Here is a 22,663-nt window from a genome sequence, read left to right as displayed (position 1 = left end):
CTGGTGCCGAACGTGATTGTGCTCCCGAATACGATGACCACGTGACCAACCTCTCCAAGAGCGCATCGCCCGCCTCCCGCCCGTGGGCGCTGACGCTGCCCGACCTCGCCCAGGCGGCCGTGTTCGCCGCGCTCATCGCGGTGCTCGGCCTGCCGGGCCAGATCAATCTCGCGTCGGGTGTCCCGATCACGCTGCAGTCGATGGGCGTCATGCTCGCAGGAGCCGTCCTCGGACCGAAGAAGGGCACCCTCGCGGTAGCGATATTCATGATCCTCGCCATCGCAGGACTCCCCATCCTGTCCGGCGGACGCACCGGCCTCGTGTCGCTGAATTCCCCGACGGGCGGCTACTTCATCGGATTCCTGCCCGCTGCCCTGCTGATCGGCCTGGTCACCGCCTGGATGATGCCGCGCTACAACATCGTGATCGGAATCGTCGCCAACTTCCTCGCAGGCGCGATCGTCGTGTACATCTTCGGTATCGCGTACCAGATGCTTCGGACCGACTTCGACCTCGCACATCTCATCGGGCTCAACACGCCGTACCTCATCGGTGACGCGATCAAGGCCACGGTCGCCGCGCTGATCGCCGCTCCCGTGCACCGCGGGCGGCCGGGGCTCGTCGCTCCCCTGCGCCGCACGAAGAATGTCTGACACGACTATCGTCTTCGACGGCGTCGGACACTCGTTCGGCGACCGCCGCGTCCTCGACGGAATAGACCTCGACCTGACCGAGCGCAGGATCGGGATCGTCGGGGCGAACGGTTCGGGCAAGTCGACGTTGGCCCGCATGATCAACGGCCTGATCATGCCCGACACGGGGACCGTGACCGTGAACGGGCTCGACGTCCGCAAGAACAAGCGGAAGGTGCGGCGCGACGTCGGGTTCATCTTCAGCGACCCGGACCGGCAGATCATCATGCCGACTGTCGCCGAGGACATCGAACTGTCCCTGTCGCGGACGGTGAAGGACAGAACCGAACGGCACACAAGAGCGCTGTCGGTGCTCTCCGGCTTCGGGCTGGACGGTCACGCCGACCAGCCTGCGCATCAGTTGTCTGGCGGCCAGAAGCAACTGCTCGCGCTCGCGTCGGTGATGGTACTGGGCCCATCGATCCTGGTGGCCGACGAGCCGACCACCATGCTCGACCTGCGCAACTCACTCATGCTGCGTGATGTCTTCGCCGGGCTCGACGAGCAGCTCGTGGTCCTCTCGCACGATCTCGACTTCGTCGCCGACTACGACCGCATCCTCGTCATCGACGGCGGACGAGTGATCGCCGACGACGAGCCGTCCTCGGCCCTCACGTACTACCGGAAGTCGATGTCGTGATCGGCGTCTACGTTCCCGGCTCGTCGCTCCTCCACCGGCTGCCCGCCGGCGTCAAGTTCGTGGCGCTCGCGGCCGCGGTCATCACGATGTCCCTTGTGGTCCGCACTCCGGTGGGGGCCGCCGTGGCGGTCGGGTCGGCGGTCGCCACGTTCCTGCTCGCGTGGGTGCCGCCCCGCCTGGTGTGGGCCCAGATCCGCGGCGCGACCTGGATGGTCGCCCTACTGTTCGCTCTCCAGTGGATGCTCAGTGACTGGCAGCGCGCGGCCGTCGTCTGCTCGATCCTGCTCGCATCGGTCTGCCTGGCCGCTGTCGTCACCCTGACGACGCGGACCGCCGACATCCTCGCCGCCCTCAACCGGGCGTTGTCGCCGCTCGCCCGATTCGGCGTCCGCACCGACCTCATAGCGATGGCCTTCGCTTTGACCATCCGCAGCATCCCGCTGATCGCCGAAGTGTTCACCCAGGTGGACGAGGCCCGCCGTGCCCGAGGCCTGCGCCCCGGCCCCCGGATCCTCTTCGCCCCCGCGATCCTCGCAACCCTCAACACCGCCGACGGCTTCGCCGACACCCTCGCCGCCCGCGGGCTGGACTAGTCTCCCGATGAATCGTCGGCCGTTGACGTGCCCCGATCCTTCCGCAGCGCGCGCTCGACCTGGCAGTTGGTGGGATCTCGACACGACTCCTCGCCTAGCGGCTCGGCGTCGGCTCGATCACCGAGGAGGTCGGCCGCGTCAGGGTCAGGACCGGTTGAGCGACACCGCAGCCTGAATCAACGCGACGAAGGCGTCGTCGTCGATCACGTCGGACTCTTCGAAGTCGACGGCGCGGCGGGTGCCCGCGTCCATGCTGGCGTTGAACACGCCGGTCGGGTCGGGCAGCGATGCGCCCTTGGCGAACGTCACCTTCACCTTCGCCTTGTAGGTCTCGACGGTGCAGACCAGTCCGTCGGCGGAGAACGTGGGCACGCCGTCGGGGTTCGACGCCTTGCGCCACTTGGCCTCTTCGACGACGTCGGGTTCGGCCTTGGTGATCAGGTCACGGATGTGCTGGACGCGGTCTTCCCGCCAGTCGCTCATAGCGACCGACTCTAGTCTTTCGTGACTGGGGTGATCGACAGGCGCAGCGCTCCGGGCGCGCTCGCCGGAACAACCGGGCTCACCGGCGCGACCGGCGACAAACGCTCGTACACGGCACCCTGCTCGGGACGCGTGTCGGCGTCGCCCTTGTTGGGCCACAGCGAGATCGCCCGTTCGGCCTGAGCCGAGATCGACAGCGACGGATTCACACCGAGGTTCGCGGTGATCGCGGCGCCGTCGGTGATGTGCAGCGTCGGGTAGTTCCACACCCGGTGGTACGGGTCGATGACGCCCTTCGCCGGATCGTCGGAGATCACACATCCGCCGAGGTAGTGGGCGGTCATCGGCATGTTCGCGATGTCGCCCCATGTTCCGCCCGCGATGCCGCCGGACATCTTGTCGGCCATGCGGCGGGTCGCCTCGTTGCCCTCGGGGATCCACGTCGGGTTCGGCTCGCCGATGCCCTGCTTGGTGGTGATGTACTTGAGCGGACCGCGCTTGCGGACGAACGTCGTCAGCGAGTTGTTGTTGTTCTGCATGACGAGCGCGATGACGGTGCGCTCACTCCACTTGCGGACCATCAACAGGCGGACCAGCAGCAGCGGGTTCTTCGCGATCTGCTTCAGCAACTGCCCGAACCGATTCGCGATGCTGCCGCCGTCGGTGAGCGCCGTCTGCAGCAGACCCATCGCATTGCTGCCCTTGCCGTAACGCACGGGCTCGATGTGCGTGTTCGACGTCGGGTGGAACGACGACGTGATCGCCACTCCCTCCGAATAGTTGTTGGCCTCGTCGACGACCTTGGCCTGCGCACCGAGGATGGCTTCCGAGTTGGTGCGCGTCAGGACACCCATCGCATCCGAGACCTTCGGCAGCGTCGATCCCTTGGCCTTGTGCATGATCTTCTGCGTGTTGAACGTGCCCGCGGCGACGATCACCTGACCGGCCGTGAACTGACGACGCCGCGCGCCGAACGGACCCCACGACGACGAGCCGTGCGTCGACACGATCCACGAACCGTCCGACTGCTGCTCGAGACGGTCGACGGTGGTGCAGTCGACGATCGTCGCCCCGTTCCGCTCGGCGAGACCGAGATAGTTCTTGAGGAGAGTGTTCTTGGCTCCGACGCGGCAGCCCGTCATGCACGCGCCGCACTCGGTGCAGGCCGTCCGCTCCGGGCCCGCACCGCCGAAGTACGGGTCGGCGACCTTCTCGCCGGGTGCGCCTTCGCCGCCGGTCTTCGCGCCGAAGAACACGCCGACCGGAGTGGACGTGAACGTGTCCGCCGCACCCATCTCCTCGGCGATCTCCTTCATCACCTTGTCGGAGTTCGTGAACGTCGGGTTGGTGACCACACCGAGCATGCGACGAGCCTGCTCGTAGTGCGGCGTGAGCTCGGCCTCCCAATCGGTGATGTGGTTCCACTGGGGGTCCGTGAAGAACGGCGTCGGCGGCTTGTACAGCGTGTTCGCGTAGTTCAGCGAACCGCCGCCGACGCCGGCCCCGGCGAGGATCATGACGTCCTTGAGGACGTGGACGCGCTGGATGCCCATCAGACCGAACTTCGGCGCCCATACGAACTTGTTGAGACGCCAACTCGTCTTCGCGAACTGGTCGTCCTCGAAGCGGCGGCCGGCCTCGATGACGCCGACCTTGTACCCCTTCTCGACAAGGCGCAATGCGCTGACGCTTCCGCCGAAGCCCGAGCCGATGATGAGGACGTCGAAGTCAGTCTGCTGCTCCATAAGCGAACATACTAATGATCATTGTGACATTCCCGATAGTAAGTGCAGCCTTACCCGAGCGGGTTGGATGCGGCGCCGTCGAGCCACAGCATGTCCGACGCGTCGCTGTGCGAACCGGTGGTCCCCACATGCTTGGCGCTGATCGACGGCCCCTTGGTGATCACGTGGACCAGCGCCATCCCGTGCCCACGACCCAGTTCGTAGTCGTTCTTCAACCATTCGAGGATCGGGCCAGCCTTGGTCCCGGGGCCGAATCCCTGCTCCGCGGCCTTCTCGATCAGCTGCCGCGGGGTGAGTCCGGTCTTGGTCTCGACTGCGTCGAGGTACGCCTGGAAGGACATGATGGTTTCTCCTGGGGTCGGTGTGCGTTCACAGGTGTAGACCAACCCCAGCGCCGAAACTGATCGGTGTCGGCGAAAGTCGTTTCGACACGGTTCCTCCGCTATCGCTCCGGATCCGGCTCAACGAGCAGGACGGTAGAACGAGCAGAAGAACGTGAGAATCAGCCTCGGACAGACAGTCCCACCTTCTGGAACTCCTTGAGGTCGGAGTATCCGGCCTTCGCCATCGAACGGCGGAGGCCGCCGACGAAGTTGAGGAGACCGTCCGGGTCGTCGGACGGGCCGTTGAGGACGACGTCGAGCGACGAGCGGTCCGACTCCTCGGCCACCTGCAGCAGGGCGCCGCGCGGGGTGTCCGGGTGAGCCGCGGCCGACGGCCAGTACCAGCCCTTGCCGGGCGCCGACGAGGCCGCGGCGAGCGGCGTGCCGAGAACGGCGGCGTCCGCGCCGCAGGCGATGGCCTTGGCGAGATCGCCCGAGGTGTGGATGTCGCCGTCGGCGATCACGTGGACGTACCGTCCGCCGGTCTCGTCGAGGTAGTCGCGTCGGGCGGCCGCGGCGTCGGCGATGGCCGTCGCCATCGGAACGCCGATGCCGAGAACCTCACCCGTCGTCGTCGCGCCCTCGGTGGAGCCGTAGCCGACGATGACGCCCGCGGCGCCTGTCCGCATGAGGTGCAGCGCGGTGCGGTGATCGTGGACGCCGCCCGCGATCACCGGGATGTCGAGGTCGGAGATGAACGTCTTCAGGTTGAGCGGTTCGGCGACCACCTCGTCCCCGCGGTTCACCATGACGACGTGCTCCGCGGAGATGATCGTGCCGTGGACGACGAGGATCTCCGCGCCCGCCCCGATCACGGTGGACGCGAGCTCGGCGGCATGCTGCGGGCTCACGCGGACCGCGGTCGTCACGCCCGCCTCGCGGACGCGGCGCACCGCGGCCGACAGCAGGTCGAGATCGATCGGCGCCGCGTGCAGCTTCTGCAGGTGACGGACGGCTGCGGCCGGGTCGGCGTCGTTCTCGGCGATGTCGACGAGTTCGGCGATCTTCTCTTCGACGTTCTCGTGACGCGCCCACAGGCCCTCGCCGTCGAGGACGCCGAGCGCACCGAGACGACCCATCTCGATCGCCGCCTCGGGCGAGCCGAGCGCATCGGTCGGGTGGTTCAGGATGGGCGCGCCGAACCGGTAGGCGTCGATCTGCCAGGACGTCGACACGTCCTTGGACGACCGTGTCCGCCGGGACGGGACGATCGAGATGTCTTCCAGTTCGTACGTCCGACGAGCTGTCCGGCCCATGCCGAATTCGACGAGGTCACGCAACGTTGCGCCCTTTCTTCGGGGTAACCGCGGTCAGCGGGTGTAGTAGTTCGGCGCTTCGGCCGTGAGGGTGATGTCGTGCGGATGCGACTCTTTGAGTCCGGCCGCGGTGATCTGGACGAACTGCGCCTCCTGCAGCTCGGCGATCGTGTGCGCACCGGTGTAGCCCATCGCCGCGCGCAGACCACCGGTGAGCTGGTGGATCACCTGGTTCAGCGGGCCCCGGAACGGGACCCGGCCCTCGATGCCTTCGGGGACGAGCTTGTCTTCGGCGAGGACGTCGTCCTGGAAGTAGCGGTCCTTCGAGTACGACTTGCCCTGGCCTCGGCCCTGCATCGCACCGAGCGAGCCCATGCCGCGGTAGCTCTTGAACTGCTTGCCGTTGACGAGGATCAGTTCGCCCGGCGACTCGGCGGTGCCCGCGAGAAGCGAGCCGAGCATGGCGGTGGACGCGCCCGCGGCGAGAGCCTTGGCGACGTCGCCCGAGTACTGGAGGCCGCCGTCGGCGATGACGGGGACGCCCGCGGCCTTCGCGGCGGCGGTCGCCTCGAGGATCGCCGTGATCTGGGGTGCGCCGACGCCCGCGACGACGCGGGTCGTGCAGATGGAGCCGGGGCCGACACCGACCTTGACGGCGTCCGCGCCCGCGTCGATGAGGGCCTGCGCTCCGCCACGGGTGGCGACGTTGCCGCCGATCAGTTGGACGCGGTCGCCGATCTCCGCCTTGAGCTTGCCGATCATGTCGAGGACGCCGACCGAGTGGCCGTGCGCGGAGTCGACGACGAGGACGTCGACTCCCGCGTCGGTGAGCGCCATCGCGCGCTCCCACGCCTCGTCGCCCGCACCGACCGCCGCGCCCACGAGGAGGCGACCGTCGGCGTCCTTGGTCGCGTTCGGGTGCTTCTCGGTCTTGACGAAGTCCTTCACCGTGATCAGCCCGGTCAGACGACCGTTCCCGTCGACGATCGGGAGCTTCTCGATCTTGTGGCGACGCAGGAGACCGAGCGCGGCCTCGGCCGACACGCCCTCCTCCGCGGTGATCAGCGGAGCCTTCGTCATGACGTCGGCGACGCGCCGCTGCTGATCCACCTCGAATCGCATGTCGCGGTTCGTGATGATGCCGACGAGGTCGCCGTTCTCGTTGACGACAGGCAGTCCCGAGATCCGGTAGCGGGCGCACTTGGCGTCGACATCGGCGAGGGTGTCGGTGGGCAGACAGGTCACGGGGTTGGTGACCATGCCGGCCTCGGAGCGCTTCACCGTCTCGACCGACGCGGCCTGATCGTCGATCGACAGGTTGCGGTGCAGCACGCCCATGCCGCCCGCGCGGGCCATCGCGATCGCCATCCGCGACTCGGTGACCGTGTCCATCGCCGACGACACCAGCGGCACTCGCAGGGAGATCTCGCGGGTCAGCTGCGACGAGACGTCCACCGCGTTCGGAACCACGTCCGACGCCGCCGGAAGCAGCAGAACGTCGTCGAAAGTCAGGCCGAGCATCGCGACTTTGCCAGGAACATCGCCACCAGTGAGAACGTGCGTCATTACGCCATCGTACCGAGTATCCGACGCGCACGAGTTTCCGCCCGGTGATCGGCTACGGTGGGAGTGTGCATGACCAATTTCCCGGACTTCCGCCGGACCCCTTCGCGGACGACCCGAGCGATCCCGCGGCGGCGCTCGAGGGACTCGATCCGGGCATCCCGCTGGACGACGGTGAACGGCTCGCGGTCGAAGAGGACCTCGCCGATCTCGACGTGTACGAACGTCTGCTTGCGCCGCGCGGCGTACTGGGACTGGTCGTCGTGTGCGAGGACTGCAACGACGATCATTACCACGACTGGGACATGCTGCGCGCCAACCTCCGGCAGCTGCTCGCCGACGGGACCATCCGGCCGCACGAACCGGCCGTCGACCCGCACCCCGAGGACTACGTGACCTGGGACTACTGCCGCGGTTACGCCGACGCCGTGTTCCGATACAACGAACCGCGCATCTGACGCGACGCGCATACGATGAGAGAGGCCACCGCGACTGCGGTGGCCTCTCTCGTCTCCTCCGGCGTCAGCCGATGGGGATCGTGAACGTGTACGAGGGGAAGCTCGTCATGCCCGCGGGCGACGAGGGCACCTTCGACGACGACTTCGACGAGCTCGACGGCGACTTCGACGGGGTGCTCGTCGTGGTGTCGTCCGGGTTCGTCGGGTCGGACGGCTCGGTGGTCGGGTCTTCCGTGCCGGTCGGGTCGACGGGCTTCGGCTTGGTCGGCACCGCCGTCGGCAGCGTCACCTCGGGCAGGTCCGGCACATCGACGCGCAGGTCGTCGATCCGGTGGCGGAGCTTGGCGATCATATCGGCGTCGCCGACCGGACCGAGCTCGGACTCGGCGCGGCTGATCAGGTCGCGGGCCTTCTGCTCGTCGCCCGCGCGGAAGGCGTCCTCGGCGGCGCTCAGGCTGTCTTCGACGTTGACGCGCGCCTGCGTCTGTTCGGCCTGCTCGGAGAACACGACCTGCTTGACGGCCCACAGCGGGTCGCCCGGCTCGGCGCCTTCGGACATGACCATGAGGCCCGCGCCGAGCACCGCGAGGATCGCGGCCGCACCGGACACGATCCGCAGGCGACGCGACAGCGAGCCACGGCCCTCGCGGACCTTCATCGCGTCGTTGATCTGCTCGAGCGTCGGCTCCGCGGGGATGGGATCGTTCAACGCGTCCATCCGCCACGCGGTGATCATCACAGCCAGGTCGTACTCGGTCTCGTCGGCGACCGCGGTGGGGCGTCCCGCCGCGAGGTCGTCGATGAACCCGTCGTCGTGGCTGACCGCGCTCACATCGATGGGGCCGGAGTCGGTGTCACGTTCCCGCCAGCTGCTCATCGACGCCCACCTCCCTGATTCACTAGTTTCTTGAGTTTCGACAGCGCACGATGCTGCGCCACCCGGACCGCGCCGGGGCTGGAGTCGACCATGTCGGCTGTCTCCTCGGCCGACAGTCCGACGACGAGGCGAAGGACCAGGATCTCTCGCTGCTTCTCCGGCAGTTGTTCCAGGAGCAGTCGCATCTGCCTGCCCGCATCGGCGTCGAGAGCCGACTGTTCGGGACCGTTGGCGAAGTCCACGGTCTCCGGGAGCTCGTCGACCGGGTCGGCCTTGATGCGAGACGCCGAACGCATCGCATCGGCGACCTTGTGCGAGGCGATGCCGTAGACGAACGCCATGAACGGGCGGCCCTGGTCTTGATACCGGGGCAACGCGGTCATCACGGCCATCAGCACCTCCTGAGCCACATCGTCTGCGGAGAACAGGTGCCGTTCGCCGGCACCCATCCGCCCTCGGCAGTACCGCAGGACTGGTTCCCGCACACTCTCGAGGACTGAGCTCAGCGCATCGCGGTCGCCTTGAGCGGCCGCTTGGACCGCTTGGCCCAACGCATCACCTGTCAGTTTCATCGTCCGTCGAGTCTCGAAGTGTTACGGGTTGGCAAAGAAAGGTCCTCCGAGGCGTCGGGTGCGACAAAACGCCGCTGCGTCGGAGATTCACCGGTCCACTGTATCGACCGGGGCGGGGCGTTCATGCGCCCGTCGCGAACGACATGCCGAGCGACGACATCGCCGCCAGCGCCTCGTCGGCCCTGACCTGCGCGCGGACGTCGGACGCGTCGATCCCGGCGAGCATGGTCGCGGCCGCCCACTGCAACGGAAGCAATCCTCTTTCTCGACAACGGTTTTCGACGTCGTGCGCCCGCCGCACCGCGGCGTCGACGCGGCCGCCCGCCGCGTCGGACGCAGCCGTGATCAGGTCGGTCTTGATCCGGTGACGCGGCGAAGGGGCGTCATCGGCGAGGTGTGTCGCCCGTGTCCCCCAATCGATCGATGCGGGCGTGTCGCCCGAGTACAGGGCGTGTTCGGTGCGAACCCACGCGTGTCGCAGTCGGACGCGCGGGATCGTGACCCAACTCACATCGCGGTCGGGGCCGATCGCGTCCAGTTCGGCGCCGACCCGCGTCAACAGCGCGTTCGACGCGGCGAACGCGCCCACGCCGAGATTGTCGGCGGCGAGCCCGATCAGAGCGTCGAGCCATGCGGCCCGCGCCCACACGTCCCGCGGTCCGCCCGACACCGCGAGGCAGGCGCGCCCGTCCCCCGCGCGAGCGAGCGCATGCCTGCCCGACTGCCGCACCAGGGACGCGCGAGCGCACGACGCGAGACTCGTCAGGATCGGCGAATGCCCGTCGATGTCGGCGAGCACCGTCCGCGCGGCCGCGGCGCGTCCCCGAGCGCCGAGCGCCACGGCCCGCACCCACCGGTCGACTCCCGGCGGAGCCTGGTCGCCGAGATCGTCGACGCCGAACGCCTCGAGCGTCCACTCGCGTGCCGTCTGCCGCATCGATCCGCCTTTCTTCACGAGTTGTGCGCACGGCGAATGTATTCGCCCCGCGTGAGAATTAACTTCATGTAACAACGGGTGACGTCTCGATGGATAGATTCCCGTTCTCGAAACCCGGTATTCGCGTGTAATTCACCTTCCACTCACTCGAAGGTCCCGCACATGCGCTTGCCAGAGACTACCGACCACGGGCACCCCTTCCACCTCCGACCCACATACCCGCAGGTCACAACTCTTCTCGCTGTCACAAATTGTGATCTGCGCCGCTCGCGTCGCGAAGTTGCGCTCGGCATGGGTGATCCACCGACTGTTCACCGAAAGCGCGAGTCGGCCCGTCGAAAACCGTGCGAATCGGCGTTTGACTCACTTTTCATAGACGTCCTACCGTTGCTGACAGATGCAGAAAGCGTCGAGGGAAAACACCCCAGGGAGAGAAGATTGATCACCACGCTCGACCGACTGCCCGGGCCGAATTCCGATTTCTGGGATTGGCAGATGAAGGGTTCGTGCCGCGGGCTCGACTCGGCCGTCTTCTTCCACCCCGAGGGTGAACGCGGCCAAGCCCGCACGCAACGTGAACGCCGCGCCAAGCAGGTCTGCGCCGAATGCCCCGTCCTCGCGCAGTGCCGCGCACACGCCCTCGACGTCGACGAGCCGTACGGCATCTGGGGCGGGATGACCGAGTCGGAGCGCAATCTGATGCGCCGCCGCTCACCGCGCCGCCTGGGGCGTGTCTCCTAGTCGCTTCGCGCGGCCTTGGCGGGCCGACGTCGGCTCCACCGAAACGACGAACGCCCCGACCGTGACGGTCGGGGCGTTCGGTGCGTTGTGGGGCCGTATCAGCCGACCACTGCGAGGATGTCGCGCGCCGAGAGGATCAGGTAGTCCTGACCGGCGTACTTGACCTCGGTGCCGCCGTACTTGCTGTAGATGACGACGTCGCCCTCGGCGACGTCGACGGGCACGCGGTTGCCTGCCTCGGTGACGCGGCCCGGTCCGACTGCGATGACCTTGCCCTCGGAGGGCTTCTCCTTGGCCGAGTCCGGGATGACCAGACCGGATGCGGTGGTGGTCTCGGCCTCTACGGCCTGAACGAGGATCTTGTCCTCAAGCGGCTTGATGTTCACGCTCGCCACGATGTCATTCCTTCTGTTCGTGTTACCGAATAACGTTCGCGGCTCTTTGTAAGGGTGCACACGTCCGCGTCGTCGCGGGTGCCGTGGACGATGCACCAGAGCCACCTAGCACTCTACGCACCCGAGTGCTAAGTCATCAAGGCCGGGCGGGAGTTTCGCTCACGGCTCAATAGAAGTAGCCGTAGCACCACGCGTAGTCGGTGAGTTTCGCCGACGCCGCCGGGGACGGATCTCGGTGATCGACCAGCTTGCCCCAGACCTTGAGAGTGCATCCCGGGTACCAGATGTCGGACCACCCGTCGCCGTACCGGTAGCGGATGCCGTGCTGGGCGTACACCTTGACCGCGACACTCCGTGCGTCGTTCCGCGCGAGGACCCACTTCCGCAGCGGAGACTGCCCGGCGACGTCGACTGTCGGGCCCTGACCACCCGCATCGTAGTAGGGGTCGGGGCTGTATTCGCTGATCAACTGCAGTCCGACCCGGACCCGGCCGCCGTATCCGTGAGACTCGTAGGCCTGCGGGTCCCACGACCCCGGCATCCACGCCTCGAACCAGTACGACGGCGCGAAGAGCTTCGGGTTCACCGGCATGCGGAATCTGTACGCACCCCAGATGTTGCTGATCCGCGGCAACAGCGGTGCTGCCTGGACGGGCGGTGCGGTCGCGGCTACCCCGCAGACCGAGAGGACGAGAGCGGCCGCGACGACGAACAACCGCCGCAGCGACATCGATGACCGTGACATGAGGTGTCCTTCCGACGTGCGCGGTCGATGGTCGGCCGCTCACCGAAACCTACGACCGCCGGAAGGAGGCGAGTCGAGTAGCGGACTACTCGATCGTCACAGCTTGCTGATCTGCACGCTCATGCCCGGATCGGTAGCCACCGTCAACGGCGACGGCTGTGCGCCGCCGCCGATCACGTGGGCGCCGAGGGTCGCGACCATGACACCGTTGTCGGTGCACAGGCGCGGCTTAGGCACACGAAGGTCGATGCCCGTGGCGGTCGTCCGCTCCTCGGCGAGCGACCGGATACGAGAGTTGGCGGTGGCTCCGCCGCCGAGGACGAGGGTCGACACGTCGCGGGCTCGACACGCGCGGATCGCCTTCGCCGTCAGCACGTCGGCGACGGCCTCCTGGAACGACGCCGCGACGTCGGGGATCGACACCGGTCGACCCGCCCGCACCTCACCCTCGACGAACCTGGCGACGGCCGTCTTGAGTCCGCTGAACGAGAAGTCGTAGGGGGCGTCTCGGGGACCGGTGAGTCCACGCGGGAACTTGATGGCGGTCGGATCGCCGTCGCGGGCGGCGGCGTCGAGCGCGGGACCGCCCGGATAGCCGAGGTCCAACAGGCGCGCGACCTTGTCGAACGCCTCACCCGCCGCGTCGTCGACCGTGGTGCCCATCTCGTGAAGCGGCCGCGCGAGCGAGTCGATGCCGAGCAGGTGAGTGTGTCCACCGGAGACGAGCAGCGCCACCGACTCCGGCATCGGCCCGTGTTCGAGGGTGTCGACGGCGACGTGCCCGCCGAGGTGATTGACGGCGAACAGCGGGACGTCCCACGCCAGCGCGTACGCCTTCGCCGCGGCGACGCCGACAAGCAGCGCACCGGCCAAACCCGGGCCGATGGTGACGGCGATCGCGTCGGGCCGGTCGATGCCCGCGGCCTCGCGGGCGCGGGTCATCGTCGGGACCATCGCCTGCAGGTGTGCGCGCGACGCCACCTCCGGAACCACGCCGCCGTACCGGGCGTGCTCGTCGACGCTCGACGCGACCTCATCGGCGAGCAGCGTCGCCTTCTCACCGTCCCAGGAGACGACGCCGACGCCCGTCTCATCGCACGAACTCTCGATGCCCATCACGATCACGGGCGTTCCTCCTGGTCAGACGTGCCACCGGCGGGACGCATCATCGTGTACGCGTCCGCCCCGGAAGGCTGATAGTAGTTGCGTCGCGTGCCGACGACCACGAATCCGCTGCGCTCGTACAGGTCGATCGCGGGCCGGTTGTCGGTTCGGACCTCCAGGAACACCGGCGCCCGTTCCGCGTCGGCGACGGCGAGCATGGCCTCCAGGAGGGCCCACCCGAAGCGCCGACCGAGGAAGTCCGGGTCGACGGCGATCGTGTGGATCTCGCACTCCCGACCGCCCTCGGGCCCGAGCACGCTGATCCCCGCGTAACCGGCGACCGGCTCGCCCGCCGCGGTCCGCACCGCGAAGTACCGGTTGTGCGGGGCCCGGAGCTCGGCGACGAAACCGCTCAACGGCCACGGGGACTCCCCCGCGAAGATCCCCGCCTCCAGTTCGGCGCACCGCGGGAGGTCCGCCTGCGTCAACGCGTCGACGATCACGCCGGCGTCACCGGCAGCAACGACTTCCGGCGCTGGTCCTTGAGCTCCACCGCGTCCGGCCGACGCAGGTAGAGGGGTTCGAGCGGCTCGGCAACCTTTCGGTCGTTCAGCCAGGCTGTGACCAGACCTGACGCGGTGGGGGCGGTGCGTTCGAGGTGCGCGGAGCCGCCGACGGCGTCGGCGAAGCGCGCGGGCGAGACGACGACGGCGTCACCCGCCTGCAACGACGCCGGGGCGACGACACCGGGGCCGTCGACGCGTTCACCGTCGCGATAGCGGGCCCAGTACACCTCGCGGCGACGGGCGTCGGTGACGACGAGCGACTCCCCGTCCAGATCGGCGTCGATGGCGATCGCGTCGAGCGTGCACACACCGTGGACGGGCAGGCCGAGCGCGTCACCGTAGGCGGCCGCGGTTGCCATGCCGACACGCAGGCCGGTGAACGGGCCCGGTCCGACGCCGACCACCACGCGGTTCAGGTCCGATCCGACGATGCCGGCCTCGTCGAGGACCTCGCGGACGAGGGTCGTCAGGATCTCGGCGTGGCGACGGTTGTCGTCGATCGACCGTTCGGCGAGGGTCGTGACATGACCGTCGTCGACGCGCACCACTCCGGTCACGACGGCCTCGGTCGCGGTGTCGATCGCCAGGACAAGGCTCATGAGGTGCTCACCCACTCCCACACGGCGTGCCGTGTCTCGGATTCGTCGTCGCGGCGCAGTCGCACCAGCAGATGTTCGTCGGTCAGTCGCTCGGCGACGCCCTCACCCCATTCGACCACGACAACACTGTCGGCGAGGTCGGTGTCGAGGTCGAGAGCGTCGAGGTCGTCGAGGGTCGCGGTGCCGTTTGCGTCGGCGAGGCGGTACGCGTCCACGTGGATCATGCCGGGGCGACCGTCGACGCCGGGCGCATGCTGACGGGCGATGATGAAGGTCGGTGACGTGACGCGTCCGTTGACGCCGAGACCCGCGCCGATGCCGCGGGTGAGGGCCGTCTTCCCGGCGCCGAGCGGCCCGTCGAGGATCACCAGGTCGCCTGCCTGCAGATCGGCGGCGAGTTCGCGGCCGAGGGCCTCGGTGTCGGCGGTGTCGGGCAGGTCCCGTCGCCCGCCTGTCCGTGCGCTCACCGGCGCGACCTGATCTCGTCGCGGTGCGCCGTCCGCCACGGCATCACGGGCCTGCCGAGCGCGAGACGGGACCTGTCGACGAGGTCTTCGATGCCGTCGGTGACGAGTTCGGGGTACTCCATCTGCAGCATGTGGCCGCAGCCTTCGGCGACGATGAGCCGCGAGTCATGTCCCAGCTCGGAGTACATGCCGACCGAGTTCGGCAGCGGGGTGAGGCGGTCGTGATCACCGCACATGACGACCGTCGGGACCTGCGCGATCACCGGGAGCGCGGTCGCCTCGTCGTGGCTCTCGAGGACCTTGAGGAAGTTGACCATCGTCGCGATATGGGTGTTCTGGATCATCGATTCGACGGCGCGGGCCGCGGCGGGACTGTGGTAGCCGGGTCCGAAGCTGGCCGCCACGAGCACCGGTTCGACGACTCGTCGAGTGATGCCGCGTCCGGCCTGGACGGCGCGCGGTATGTACCGGACCGACAGTCCGAGGGCGTCGACGATCGGATTGTTGAGGCCTTCGCCGAGCCCGGCCTCGGTGATCCCGCGTGCGGCCGTCGACACCAGTCCGACGCCCGCGATCCGGCCACCGGGACCGAACAGCTTCGGGTGCCTGCGCGCGAGCGACATGATCGACATGCCGCCCATCGAGTGCCCCACCAGCACGACGGGTCCGGTCGTCGCCATCGTCCGGACGACGGCGGCGAGGTCGTCGCCCAGCTGCGCCATCGTCGAGGTCTCGACGGGCGACAGGTCGCTCGCGCCGTGCCCGCGCTGGTCGTAGAACACCATCTTGATGCGGCGGTCGGCCCACCGCTGTGCCAGGTCGTACCGCTGGAAGTGCCACGACGCCATCCGCAGGGTGAACCCGTGGACGAAGATCACCGTCAACTCGGGTGTCGAGGCTCTGCCCCACGATTGGGCGTCGTCGGCGGCGGGACCCGTGACGAAGGAACGCACGGCCAGTGCGACACCGTCGTCCGCGGTCACGGTCGACGCCTCGTCGCGGTAGATCCGCTTGAAGTCGAGACCGGCGTTGGGGTCGGCTCCACCGGTCTCCTTGCGGGTCCGACGGCGCCGCATCACCCCGCCCGCGGCGTCCGCGCTCAACGAACCGATCTGGGTGAGACCCGATCGCCAGGCCGGAGTCCGCTTGACCGCCTCGGGCTTACGTGTGAACAGTCGACGCTTGCCCATGTCAGTGCTCCTGAGTCTGTCCACGCCCGCGGACGTAGCGGCGTTCCGGTCGCGAGCCGATCCGCGAGACGATCTCGTAGTCGATGGTGCCGAGTCGGTCGGCCCAGTCGGTCGCCGTCGGCACGCGCTCACCCGATCCGGCCGACGCCGGGCCGAACAGGACCGCACGGTCGCCTTCGCTCACACCGCCCCCGTCGGACCCGAGGTCGACGACGAACTGGTCCATGCAGATCCGTCCGACGTTCGGGAACAGCCTGCCGTTGACGTGCACGGACAAATCGCCCGAGAGTCCGCGCGGCACACCGTCGGCGTACCCGGCGGGGATCACGCCGAGGACCGTGTCGGTCGGCGCGTGCCACGTATGGCCGTACGAGACGCCCTGACCTGCCGGCACCCGCTTGATCAGCGCGATCTGCGTCTCCAGGGTCATCGCGGGGATCAAGCCGAAGTCGCCCATCGACGGGATCGGCGAGTAGCCGTACAGCGCGATGCCCGGTCGGACGAGGTCGCGTGCCAGATCCGGCCTGGTCAGGGCGGCGGGCGAGTTCGCCATGTGGACCACCCGGGGCGCCGCGCCGCGCGCGGTGAGGTCGGCGACGGCGGCGTCCAATCGTGCAGCCTGCACGTCGTTGAACGGGTTGCCCGGGTCGTCGCCGAACACCAAATGGCACATGACGCCGCTCAGTTCGATCGATCCTTCGGCGACGGCACGGGCGACGGCGGACGCCGCCGCGTCCCACTCCTCGTACGCGACGCCGCTGCGGGCCAGCCCGGTGTCGACCTTCACGGTCACCGTCGCGGTCGTCCCGAGGTCTCGGGCCGCCGCGACGACCGAGTCGAGTTGGCGCGGCGAGCTGATGCCGATGTCGATCCGGTCGGCGACTGCGCCGGTGAAGTCGGCGTCGGGCCGATGCAGCCACGCCATCAGATGGCCGTCGATGCCGCCCGCGCGCAGGTCGCGCGCTTCGCGGATGCCCGCGGTGCCGATGGCCGACGCGCCCGCGGCCAACGCGGCGCTCGCGACCGGCACTGCGCCGTGACCGTAGCCGTCGGCCTTGACCACGGCGATCACGCCGACGCCGGAGCGCTCACGGAGCACTCCGACGTTGTGTGCGACGGCGTCGAGGTCGACGGTCGCGATCAGGTTGGCAGTCGTCATCCGTTCCATTGTCGCAAACGCATGAGTTCGATCAGCGCGGGCCGGACCGCCGCCGCGAGGTCGGACGCCCCGATCGGCGCTCCTCCGCTGGCGACCACGGCCGCTCGTGCGTGCAGGCGCGCGCCGGCGACTCCCGCGGTCCGCGCGTCGAGCCCGGCGGCGAGGAGCGCACCGATGATGCCCGCGAGGACGTCGCCGGAACCCGCGGTCGCCGCCCACGATGATCGCGCGTGCGACCCGCTGACCGAGCCGTCCGCATCGGCGACCAGCGTGACATGCCCCTTGAGCAGCACCGATGCGTTCAGGTCCGAGGCGAGTCGGCGTGTCGCCTCCGGACGGTCGGTCGACAGGAGCGACGCGGCCTCACTGCCCGCGGCGTTCGCGATACGGGCGAACTCCCCGGCGTGCGGGGTCAGCAGGGTCGGAGCCGCCCGGTCGTGGACCGCGGTTCGCAGGCCTGCGTTGGCGGCGAGGACGGTCAACGCGTCGGCGTCCACGAGCACGGGGACCTCGTGATCCAGGACACGTTCGAGCAGTTCTGTACTCTTCGCGTCGGTTCCGAAACCCGGCCCGATCACCCACGCCTGCACGCGCCCCGCGTCGTCGAGATCGGTCACGGCGACGATCTCCGGCCGGTGGGCGAGCACCTGTGCCACGGCGGGGCCCACATACCTCGTCATACCCGATGTGGCCGCGATCGCCGCCGTCGTGCACAGGACCGCGGCGCCCGGGTACCGCGCCGACCCGGCGATCACCCCGACGACGCCCTGCGTGTACTTGTCGTCCGAGGGGCCGGGGACCGGCCAGAGGTCGGCCACCTCGCGATCGGTGGGACTGTGAACCGTACGCTGTGCGGCATCTCGACTGCGCTCGATGACCCGAGGTGGGGCCGGGATTCCGATGTCGGCGACGACCACCCGGCCGCAGACCGGCGCCGCCAGCAGGTGCGCGAGTCGGCGGAGGCCGAAGGTGACGGACACGTCGGCGCGGACCGACGGGCGGTTGACCACTCCGGTGTCGGGGTCGACGCCGGACGGCAGGTCGACGGCCACGATCGGGGTGCGCCGGGCCGCGAGTTCCGCGATCAGCGTAGCCGCGGGCTCCCGGAGCGGACCGCGGCCGCCCAACCCGACGATCGCGTCGACGGCGAGGTCGACGTCGTCCGGGATCGTGTCGCGGCGTCGTCCGCCTGCCGCGAGGAAGTCGGCGAGGGCGGCCTCGTGAATCCTGGTCGCGGTCGGGATCGCAACCACGCGTACGCCGCGTCGTCGCAGGTGGCGGGCCGCGTAGAGCGCGTCGCCGCCATTGTCTCCGGCCCCGACGAGCAGGAGGACCGTCCGACCGTACACGCCGCCGAACCGGTCCCCGAGTTCGGCGAGGACCTCCACTGCGACGGCGTGCGCGGCGCGAGCCATGAGGGTTCCGCCGGTGAACAACTCACCGGTGGCGTGCTCCGCCTCCCGGATCGCGTCAGCGGTGTAGAAGGCGGGCATCACACTGTCCTATTCGACGGTGACCGACTTGGCGAGGTTGCGCGGCTTGTCGACGTCGTAGCCTCGGGCCTGTGCGACGGTCGCCGCGAACACCTGCAACGGAACCGTCGACACGAGCGGCTGCAGCAGCGTCGGGGTCTTCGGGATCGGGATCAGGTGATCGGCGACGGCGGCCGCGGCCTCGTCGTCGGGTTCGGCGATGACGATCGTCGTCGCACCGCGCGCCTGGATCTCGCGGATGTTGCTGACCATCTTCGAGTGCAGCAGCGCGCGCCCGGTGGGCGACGGCATCACGATGATCACCGGCAGACCGTCCTCGATGAGGGCGATCGGACCGTGCTTGAGCTCGCCCGCGGCGAAGCCCTCCGCGTGGATGTACGCGAGTTCCTTGAGTTTGAGGGCGCCTTCGAGGGCCACCGGGTAGCCGACGTGGCGGCCGAGGAACAGGACGGTGTCGCTCGACGCGAAGCCGCGCGCCAGATCGCGAACCGGTTCCATCTGCTCGAGGACGGTCTCGACCGCCGCGGGGATCTGTTCGAGGGCCTCGAACTCCCGGACCACTTCGTCCTGGTACTTGGTGCCGACGGCCTGCGCGAGCGCGAGACCGACCATGTATGCGGCGGCGATCTGCGCGAGGAAGCACTTCGTCGACGCGACTCCGATCTCCGGTCCGGCGTGCGTGTACAGCACGGCGTCGGACTCGCGCGGGATCTGGGCCCCGTTGGTGTTGCAGATGGCGAGGACGCGGGCCTTCTGGTCCTTGGCGTGACGCACCGCTTCGAGCGTGTCGGCGGTCTCGCCCGACTGGCTGATCGCGACGACGAGCGTCGATCGGTCGAGGACCGGGTCGCGGTAGCGGAACTCGCTCGCCAACTCCACCTCGACGGGCAGGCGGGTCCAGTGTTCGATGGCGTACTTGGCGATCAGCCCGGCGTGATAGGCGGTGCCGCAGGCGACGACGAACACCTTGTCGACGTCCCGCAGGTCCTGGTCGGTGAGGCGCTGCTCGTCCAAGACGATCCGGCCGTCCTGAAGGTGTCCGAGGAGGGTGTCCGAGATCGCCGACGGCTGCTCGGCGATCTCCTTGAGCATGAAGTAGTCGTAACCGCCCTTCTCGGCGGCGGCGAGGTCCCAGTCGATGTGGAACGGGGTGCCACCGGTCGGGTTGGCGTCGAAGTCGGTGACCTCGTAGCTGCTCGCGGTGATCACGACGACCTCGTCCTGACCGAGTTCGACGGCCTCACGGGTGTGCTCGATGAACGCGGTGACGTCGGACGCGACGAACATCTCACCGTCGCCGACGCCGACGACGAGCGGCGTCGACCGACGCGCGGCGACGATCGTGTCGGGGTGATCGGCATGCGTGAACACCAGGGTGAACGCGCCTTCGAGGCGGCGCAGGATCGCGTAGGCGCTCGCCACGAAGTCGCCCTTGTTCTCACCCGAGCCGTATTCGCGTTCGAGGAGGTGGACGGCGGTCTCGGTGTCGGTGTCGGAGGAGAACTCGACACCGTCGTTCTCGAGCTCGGCGCGCAGCGGCGCGTAGTTCTCGATGATGCCGTTGTGGACGACGGCCAGCTTGCCGTCGAGGCTCACGTGCGGGTGCGCGTTCCGGTCGGTCGGCTGTCCGTGCGTGGCCCACCGCGTGTGGCCCATGCCCGTCGACCCGGCGAGCGAGGCCTGCCCGACCTCGGCGATCTGCTTGTCGAGGTTCTCGAGGCGACCGGCCTTCTTCTCGACCGTCAGGCCGCCGTCACCGTCGAGGATGGCGACACCGGCGGAGTCGTATCCGCGGTACTCCATGCGCCTCAGGGCGTCGACGACGATGTCCAGGGCGGGACGCGATCCCACGTATCCAACGATTCCGCACATAGTCGCTAAGAGTACCGGCTACTTACGTGGCGGCTTCGCACCGAGGAGTTGGGAGAGGTGGTCCAGTTGTGCCGGTTCGGCGTCGTCGACGGAGGTCGCTGCCGCACTGCCCATGGTGGTCTCGGGATCGGCGAAGGCCGCGTACGCGTCCTCGCCGGCGAGCGTGTGCAGGAGGTATCCCGTCAGTTGGGCACGGACCGGACGGTGCGTGGCCTTGTCCGCGCCGTTGATGCCGATGAACGACTTCAGGCTGCGTCGTTCGAGGAGCCCTCGGTTGTCGGCGGCGGCGATGGTGCGGAACACCACATCTCCACCGAGGTTCTCGGCGACGGCCAGCGCGTTGCCGGTCATCGAGTCGAGGTGTCCACCCGCAGCCAGGACCAGCGCGGGCGCGGTGACCGTCCGAGCGGCGGGCAGCAGGTCGGACGTGGTGGGTGACGGGAACACCGTGACGAGACTGCGCAGCCGGATCGGCGGCCTGCCGAGGAGCGTGGCGTCGGACGCCGCTCGGATCGCGGCCGCCGCACCGAATCCGTGTCCGGCGACGGCGATCCGATCGGGATCGACGCTCACGCTGCCGTCACCGAGCTGGACGCTCTGTAGGACCGTGACCGCTGCGCGCAGGTCCGTGGCGAGTTCGACGTCGGACGCGAAGACGCCGGTCTGGCCGTCGGGGACGGCGACGACCACGCCCCACGACGCGAGGTGGAACGCCAGGTCGCGGTAGCGACCGCTCGCTGCGAGCCAGTCGTGTGCGAATGCGACGGCGGGGAGTTTCCGACCGGTGCGGGGCACGAAGATCTGTCCGCTCATACCCACGATGCCGAGGTCTCCGCGGTCCACCTTGTGGGGTCCGCGTCGCGCGAGTTCCGTCATCAGCTTGTCGGGCGGCGGCGCCGCCTTCTTCTTACCGGCCACGGGGTCAACACTAGTGGTCCCGCCGGACGGCGGGTACGCGAAGCCTCTTCAGCGGCGCGTCGGGTTCGACGACCACTCTCCTCCGTGGCCGCCTGGCCGCCGCGGATCGGCGTCGTTCCTGGTATCGGTGCTCGGCGGCGTCGAACTCGTCGGCGGCTCGACGTCTGGCGGCCTCGATCCTGTCGTCGTTCATCGGTCGCCCGCCAGCACGAGTTCGCCCGACGACGCCGACACCCGTGCGACGTCGACGAGGGCCGCCGACGCCGTCCGCCCCGCCGCGTCCGCGTATTCCATCCGCGCGATCAGCTCGGTTCGGACGTCATCCGCCGACGACACCCCCTGCCCGACGATCGTCGGATCGCACACCGTGGACATCGCGCCGCGGTACCGGGCGAGGATGTCGTCGACCGCCGTCACCGTCCGATCCAGCTCGGCGGCGCACGCGCTCAACTCGGTGATCGCGTCCGCGACGCGACTCGTGGTGCTCCGAGCGACCGTCAGTGCCGCGTCGCCGCCGACGCCGTGCCAGTCGTCGCCGAACGTCCGACCCGCCTCTCGCACCGGTCCCGCGTCGAGCCGGGCGGCGACCGCGCGCAGCCTCGTGGCGTCGGCCGCGAGTGCGTCCGCGTCGAACATGGTGACGTCGTGGTGCGGAGCGCGCACGGTCGCTTCGTCGAAGGAGATCAGGTTGAGCCGTGCACCGGCTTCGAGGACGGCGATGAAGTCGTCGATCATCGCCGGACCAACCTCTCAGCGACGCTGTCGGCATCGGCGATCTCGCCGACACGTCTGCGGAGCCCGTCGGTGAACTCCCCCACGTCGGACGCCGCGCCTCCGAGCCGGTCGGCGATCGCCGCGACCGTGGCGTTCAGGTCGGTGGACCGCCCGTCCCGCCACCACTCGCCGAAACCTCCAGCCCGCAGTTCGGCGACGCACTCGTCGGCGGCGTCGGCCAACGCGGCCTGCCTCACCGCTCGCCGATGCAGACCGTCGACGTCGACTCTCACCCCTGCCGAATCATTTCCCCTCATACCCGTTAGACGCACGGAACACGCATCGGGTTCCATGACACGCCGAATCCGGGGCTATCGCGCCTAGGGCGTATTGCGAAACTCTTCCGCCTCGGATCGGCGGATCCGATGGACGACTGGCAAGGCGGAGGAGGGAGGGATACCGGTAGGTATCTCGACCGACGACAACGCGGCCAGGCGTTCA

Annotated in this window: 27 protein-coding genes; 5 read left to right on the top strand and 22 right to left on the bottom strand. The window is 68.8% G+C overall.

All coding sequences use genetic code 11. The features are described 5' to 3' along the window. Positions 1 to 41 precede the first annotated feature (41 nt). The 3 genes from GYB83_RS11660 to GYB83_RS11650 are packed head-to-tail and all read left to right on the top strand — an operon-like array spanning position 42 to position 1,925. Positions 42 to 653 carry a biotin transporter BioY gene (locus GYB83_RS11660; protein WP_161895686.1) on the top strand — a complete coding sequence of 204 codons (612 nt, stop codon included), beginning with the start codon at positions 42 to 44 and terminating at the stop codon, positions 651 to 653. After that, positions 646 to 1,332, top strand: coding sequence for an energy-coupling factor ABC transporter ATP-binding protein (locus GYB83_RS11655; protein ID WP_161895685.1), 687 nt, complete (start codon positions 646 to 648; stop codon positions 1,330 to 1,332). The genes GYB83_RS11660 and GYB83_RS11655 overlap by 8 nt, the downstream gene beginning before the upstream one ends. Beyond that, a complete protein-coding gene (locus GYB83_RS11650; protein WP_161895684.1) occupies positions 1,329 to 1,925 on the top strand; it encodes an energy-coupling factor transporter transmembrane component T family protein in 597 nt (198 codons plus the stop codon). The genes GYB83_RS11655 and GYB83_RS11650 overlap by 4 nt, the downstream gene beginning before the upstream one ends. A gap of 144 nt (positions 1,926 to 2,069) precedes the next feature. Here GYB83_RS11650 and GYB83_RS11645 read toward each other — a convergent pair whose 3' ends face one another. The 5 genes from GYB83_RS11645 to guaB all read right to left on the bottom strand — a co-directional run bounded on the left by GYB83_RS11645 (position 2,070) and on the right by guaB (position 7,358). Continuing rightward, positions 2,070 to 2,408: a DUF1801 domain-containing protein gene (locus GYB83_RS11645; RefSeq protein WP_161895683.1), complete on the bottom strand. Its 339-nt coding sequence runs from the start codon at positions 2,406 to 2,408 to the stop codon at positions 2,070 to 2,072. A gap of 11 nt (positions 2,409 to 2,419) precedes the next feature. After that, positions 2,420 to 4,153, bottom strand: a complete 1,734-nt coding sequence (locus tag GYB83_RS11640; protein ID WP_161895682.1) for a GMC family oxidoreductase — start codon at positions 4,151 to 4,153, stop codon at positions 2,420 to 2,422. Positions 4,154 to 4,203: 50 nt separating this feature from the next. Then, the gene (locus GYB83_RS11635; RefSeq protein WP_161895681.1) at positions 4,204 to 4,494 is read right to left on the bottom strand and encodes a DUF4287 domain-containing protein; all 291 of its coding nucleotides are present in this window, start codon (positions 4,492 to 4,494) and stop codon (positions 4,204 to 4,206) included. 161 nt (positions 4,495 to 4,655) lie between these two features. After that, complete coding sequence (locus GYB83_RS11630; protein WP_161895680.1) at positions 4,656 to 5,816, bottom strand: GuaB3 family IMP dehydrogenase-related protein; 1,161 nt, start codon at positions 5,814 to 5,816, stop codon at positions 4,656 to 4,658. A gap of 30 nt (positions 5,817 to 5,846) precedes the next feature. Further along, positions 5,847 to 7,358, bottom strand: coding sequence for an IMP dehydrogenase (guaB, locus tag GYB83_RS11625; protein WP_161895679.1), 1,512 nt, complete (start codon positions 7,356 to 7,358; stop codon positions 5,847 to 5,849). Between the two features lie 65 nt (positions 7,359 to 7,423). Here guaB and GYB83_RS11620 point away from each other — a divergent pair, with 65 nt between their 5' ends. Beyond that, positions 7,424 to 7,813 carry a DUF5319 domain-containing protein gene (locus GYB83_RS11620; RefSeq protein WP_161895678.1) on the top strand — a complete coding sequence of 130 codons (390 nt, stop codon included), beginning with the start codon at positions 7,424 to 7,426 and terminating at the stop codon, positions 7,811 to 7,813. A 64-nt stretch (positions 7,814 to 7,877) separates the two neighbouring features. On the opposite strand, the gene GYB83_RS11615 is transcribed toward GYB83_RS11620, so the two are convergent. From GYB83_RS11615 to GYB83_RS11605, 3 genes are all read right to left on the bottom strand, one after another. Further along, complete coding sequence (locus tag GYB83_RS11615) at positions 7,878 to 8,690, bottom strand: anti-sigma-D factor RsdA (RefSeq protein ID WP_161895677.1); 813 nt, start codon at positions 8,688 to 8,690, stop codon at positions 7,878 to 7,880. Further along, entirely contained in the window at positions 8,687 to 9,262 is a 576-nt protein-coding gene (locus GYB83_RS11610; RefSeq protein WP_161895676.1) for a sigma-70 family RNA polymerase sigma factor, read from the bottom strand. Before GYB83_RS11610 ends, GYB83_RS11615 begins: the two co-directional genes overlap by 4 nt. Before the next feature lie 121 nt (positions 9,263 to 9,383). Continuing rightward, positions 9,384 to 10,199 carry a hypothetical protein gene (locus GYB83_RS11605; protein ID WP_161895675.1) on the bottom strand — a complete coding sequence of 272 codons (816 nt, stop codon included), beginning with the start codon at positions 10,197 to 10,199 and terminating at the stop codon, positions 9,384 to 9,386. A 495-nt stretch (positions 10,200 to 10,694) separates the two neighbouring features. Here GYB83_RS11605 and GYB83_RS11600 point away from each other — a divergent pair, with 495 nt between their 5' ends. Continuing rightward, the gene (locus GYB83_RS11600) at positions 10,695 to 10,940 is read left to right on the top strand and encodes a WhiB family transcriptional regulator (protein ID WP_308469729.1); all 246 of its coding nucleotides are present in this window, start codon (positions 10,695 to 10,697) and stop codon (positions 10,938 to 10,940) included. 98 nt (positions 10,941 to 11,038) lie between these two features. Here the strand turns inward: GYB83_RS11600 and groES are convergent, their stop codons facing one another. The 14 genes from groES to GYB83_RS11530 all read right to left on the bottom strand — a co-directional run bounded on the left by groES (position 11,039) and on the right by GYB83_RS11530 (position 22,455). Then, on the bottom strand, positions 11,039 to 11,335 hold the full coding sequence (gene groES, locus GYB83_RS11595) for a co-chaperone GroES (protein ID WP_161895674.1): 297 nt from the start codon (positions 11,333 to 11,335) through the stop codon (positions 11,039 to 11,041). Between the two features lie 166 nt (positions 11,336 to 11,501). After that, the gene (locus GYB83_RS11590; protein WP_161895673.1) at positions 11,502 to 12,080 is read right to left on the bottom strand and encodes a hypothetical protein; all 579 of its coding nucleotides are present in this window, start codon (positions 12,078 to 12,080) and stop codon (positions 11,502 to 11,504) included. A 96-nt stretch (positions 12,081 to 12,176) separates the two neighbouring features. Beyond that, on the bottom strand, positions 12,177 to 13,205 hold the full coding sequence (gene tsaD, locus GYB83_RS11585; protein WP_161895672.1) for a tRNA (adenosine(37)-N6)-threonylcarbamoyltransferase complex transferase subunit TsaD: 1,029 nt from the start codon (positions 13,203 to 13,205) through the stop codon (positions 12,177 to 12,179). Beyond that, positions 13,202 to 13,687, bottom strand: coding sequence for a ribosomal protein S18-alanine N-acetyltransferase (rimI, locus tag GYB83_RS11580; RefSeq protein WP_161895671.1), 486 nt, complete (start codon positions 13,685 to 13,687; stop codon positions 13,202 to 13,204). Before rimI ends, tsaD begins: the two co-directional genes overlap by 4 nt. After that, entirely contained in the window at positions 13,684 to 14,349 is a 666-nt protein-coding gene (gene tsaB, locus GYB83_RS11575) for a tRNA (adenosine(37)-N6)-threonylcarbamoyltransferase complex dimerization subunit type 1 TsaB (protein WP_161895670.1), read from the bottom strand. Before tsaB ends, rimI begins: the two co-directional genes overlap by 4 nt. Beyond that, positions 14,346 to 14,816, bottom strand: coding sequence for a tRNA (adenosine(37)-N6)-threonylcarbamoyltransferase complex ATPase subunit type 1 TsaE (gene tsaE, locus GYB83_RS11570; protein WP_161895669.1), 471 nt, complete (start codon positions 14,814 to 14,816; stop codon positions 14,346 to 14,348). Before tsaE ends, tsaB begins: the two co-directional genes overlap by 4 nt. Further along, positions 14,813 to 16,006, bottom strand: coding sequence for an alpha/beta fold hydrolase (locus GYB83_RS11565; RefSeq protein WP_161895668.1), 1,194 nt, complete (start codon positions 16,004 to 16,006; stop codon positions 14,813 to 14,815). Before GYB83_RS11565 ends, tsaE begins: the two co-directional genes overlap by 4 nt. Position 16,007: 1 nt before the next feature. Next, complete coding sequence (gene alr / locus GYB83_RS11560; RefSeq protein WP_161895667.1) at positions 16,008 to 17,165, bottom strand: alanine racemase; 1,158 nt, start codon at positions 17,163 to 17,165, stop codon at positions 16,008 to 16,010. Beyond that, complete coding sequence (locus GYB83_RS11555) at positions 17,162 to 18,658, bottom strand: NAD(P)H-hydrate dehydratase (protein WP_161895666.1); 1,497 nt, start codon at positions 18,656 to 18,658, stop codon at positions 17,162 to 17,164. Before GYB83_RS11555 ends, alr begins: the two co-directional genes overlap by 4 nt. 9 nt (positions 18,659 to 18,667) lie before the next feature. Further along, a complete protein-coding gene (glmS, locus tag GYB83_RS11550; RefSeq protein WP_161895665.1) occupies positions 18,668 to 20,530 on the bottom strand; it encodes a glutamine--fructose-6-phosphate transaminase (isomerizing) in 1,863 nt (620 codons plus the stop codon). 18 nt (positions 20,531 to 20,548) lie between these two features. Further along, positions 20,549 to 21,448, bottom strand: coding sequence for a poly(ethylene terephthalate) hydrolase family protein (locus tag GYB83_RS11545; protein WP_161895664.1), 900 nt, complete (start codon positions 21,446 to 21,448; stop codon positions 20,549 to 20,551). A 10-nt stretch (positions 21,449 to 21,458) separates the two neighbouring features. Beyond that, a complete protein-coding gene (locus GYB83_RS11540; RefSeq protein WP_161895663.1) occupies positions 21,459 to 21,641 on the bottom strand; it encodes a hypothetical protein in 183 nt (60 codons plus the stop codon). Beyond that, positions 21,638 to 22,183: a hypothetical protein gene (locus GYB83_RS11535; RefSeq protein ID WP_161895662.1), complete on the bottom strand. Its 546-nt coding sequence runs from the start codon at positions 22,181 to 22,183 to the stop codon at positions 21,638 to 21,640. The genes GYB83_RS11540 and GYB83_RS11535 overlap by 4 nt, the downstream gene beginning before the upstream one ends. Next, entirely contained in the window at positions 22,180 to 22,455 is a 276-nt protein-coding gene (locus tag GYB83_RS11530; RefSeq protein ID WP_161895661.1) for a hypothetical protein, read from the bottom strand. The genes GYB83_RS11535 and GYB83_RS11530 overlap by 4 nt, the downstream gene beginning before the upstream one ends. Between the last annotated feature and the right edge of the window lie 208 nt (positions 22,456 to 22,663).

The organism is Gordonia spumicola (genome assembly GCF_009932475.1).
GTDB lineage: Bacteria > Actinomycetota > Actinomycetes > Mycobacteriales > Mycobacteriaceae > Gordonia > Gordonia spumicola.
The sequence above is the reverse complement of the archived record's forward strand: the minus strand, read 5'-3'. Positions and strand labels throughout refer to the sequence as shown.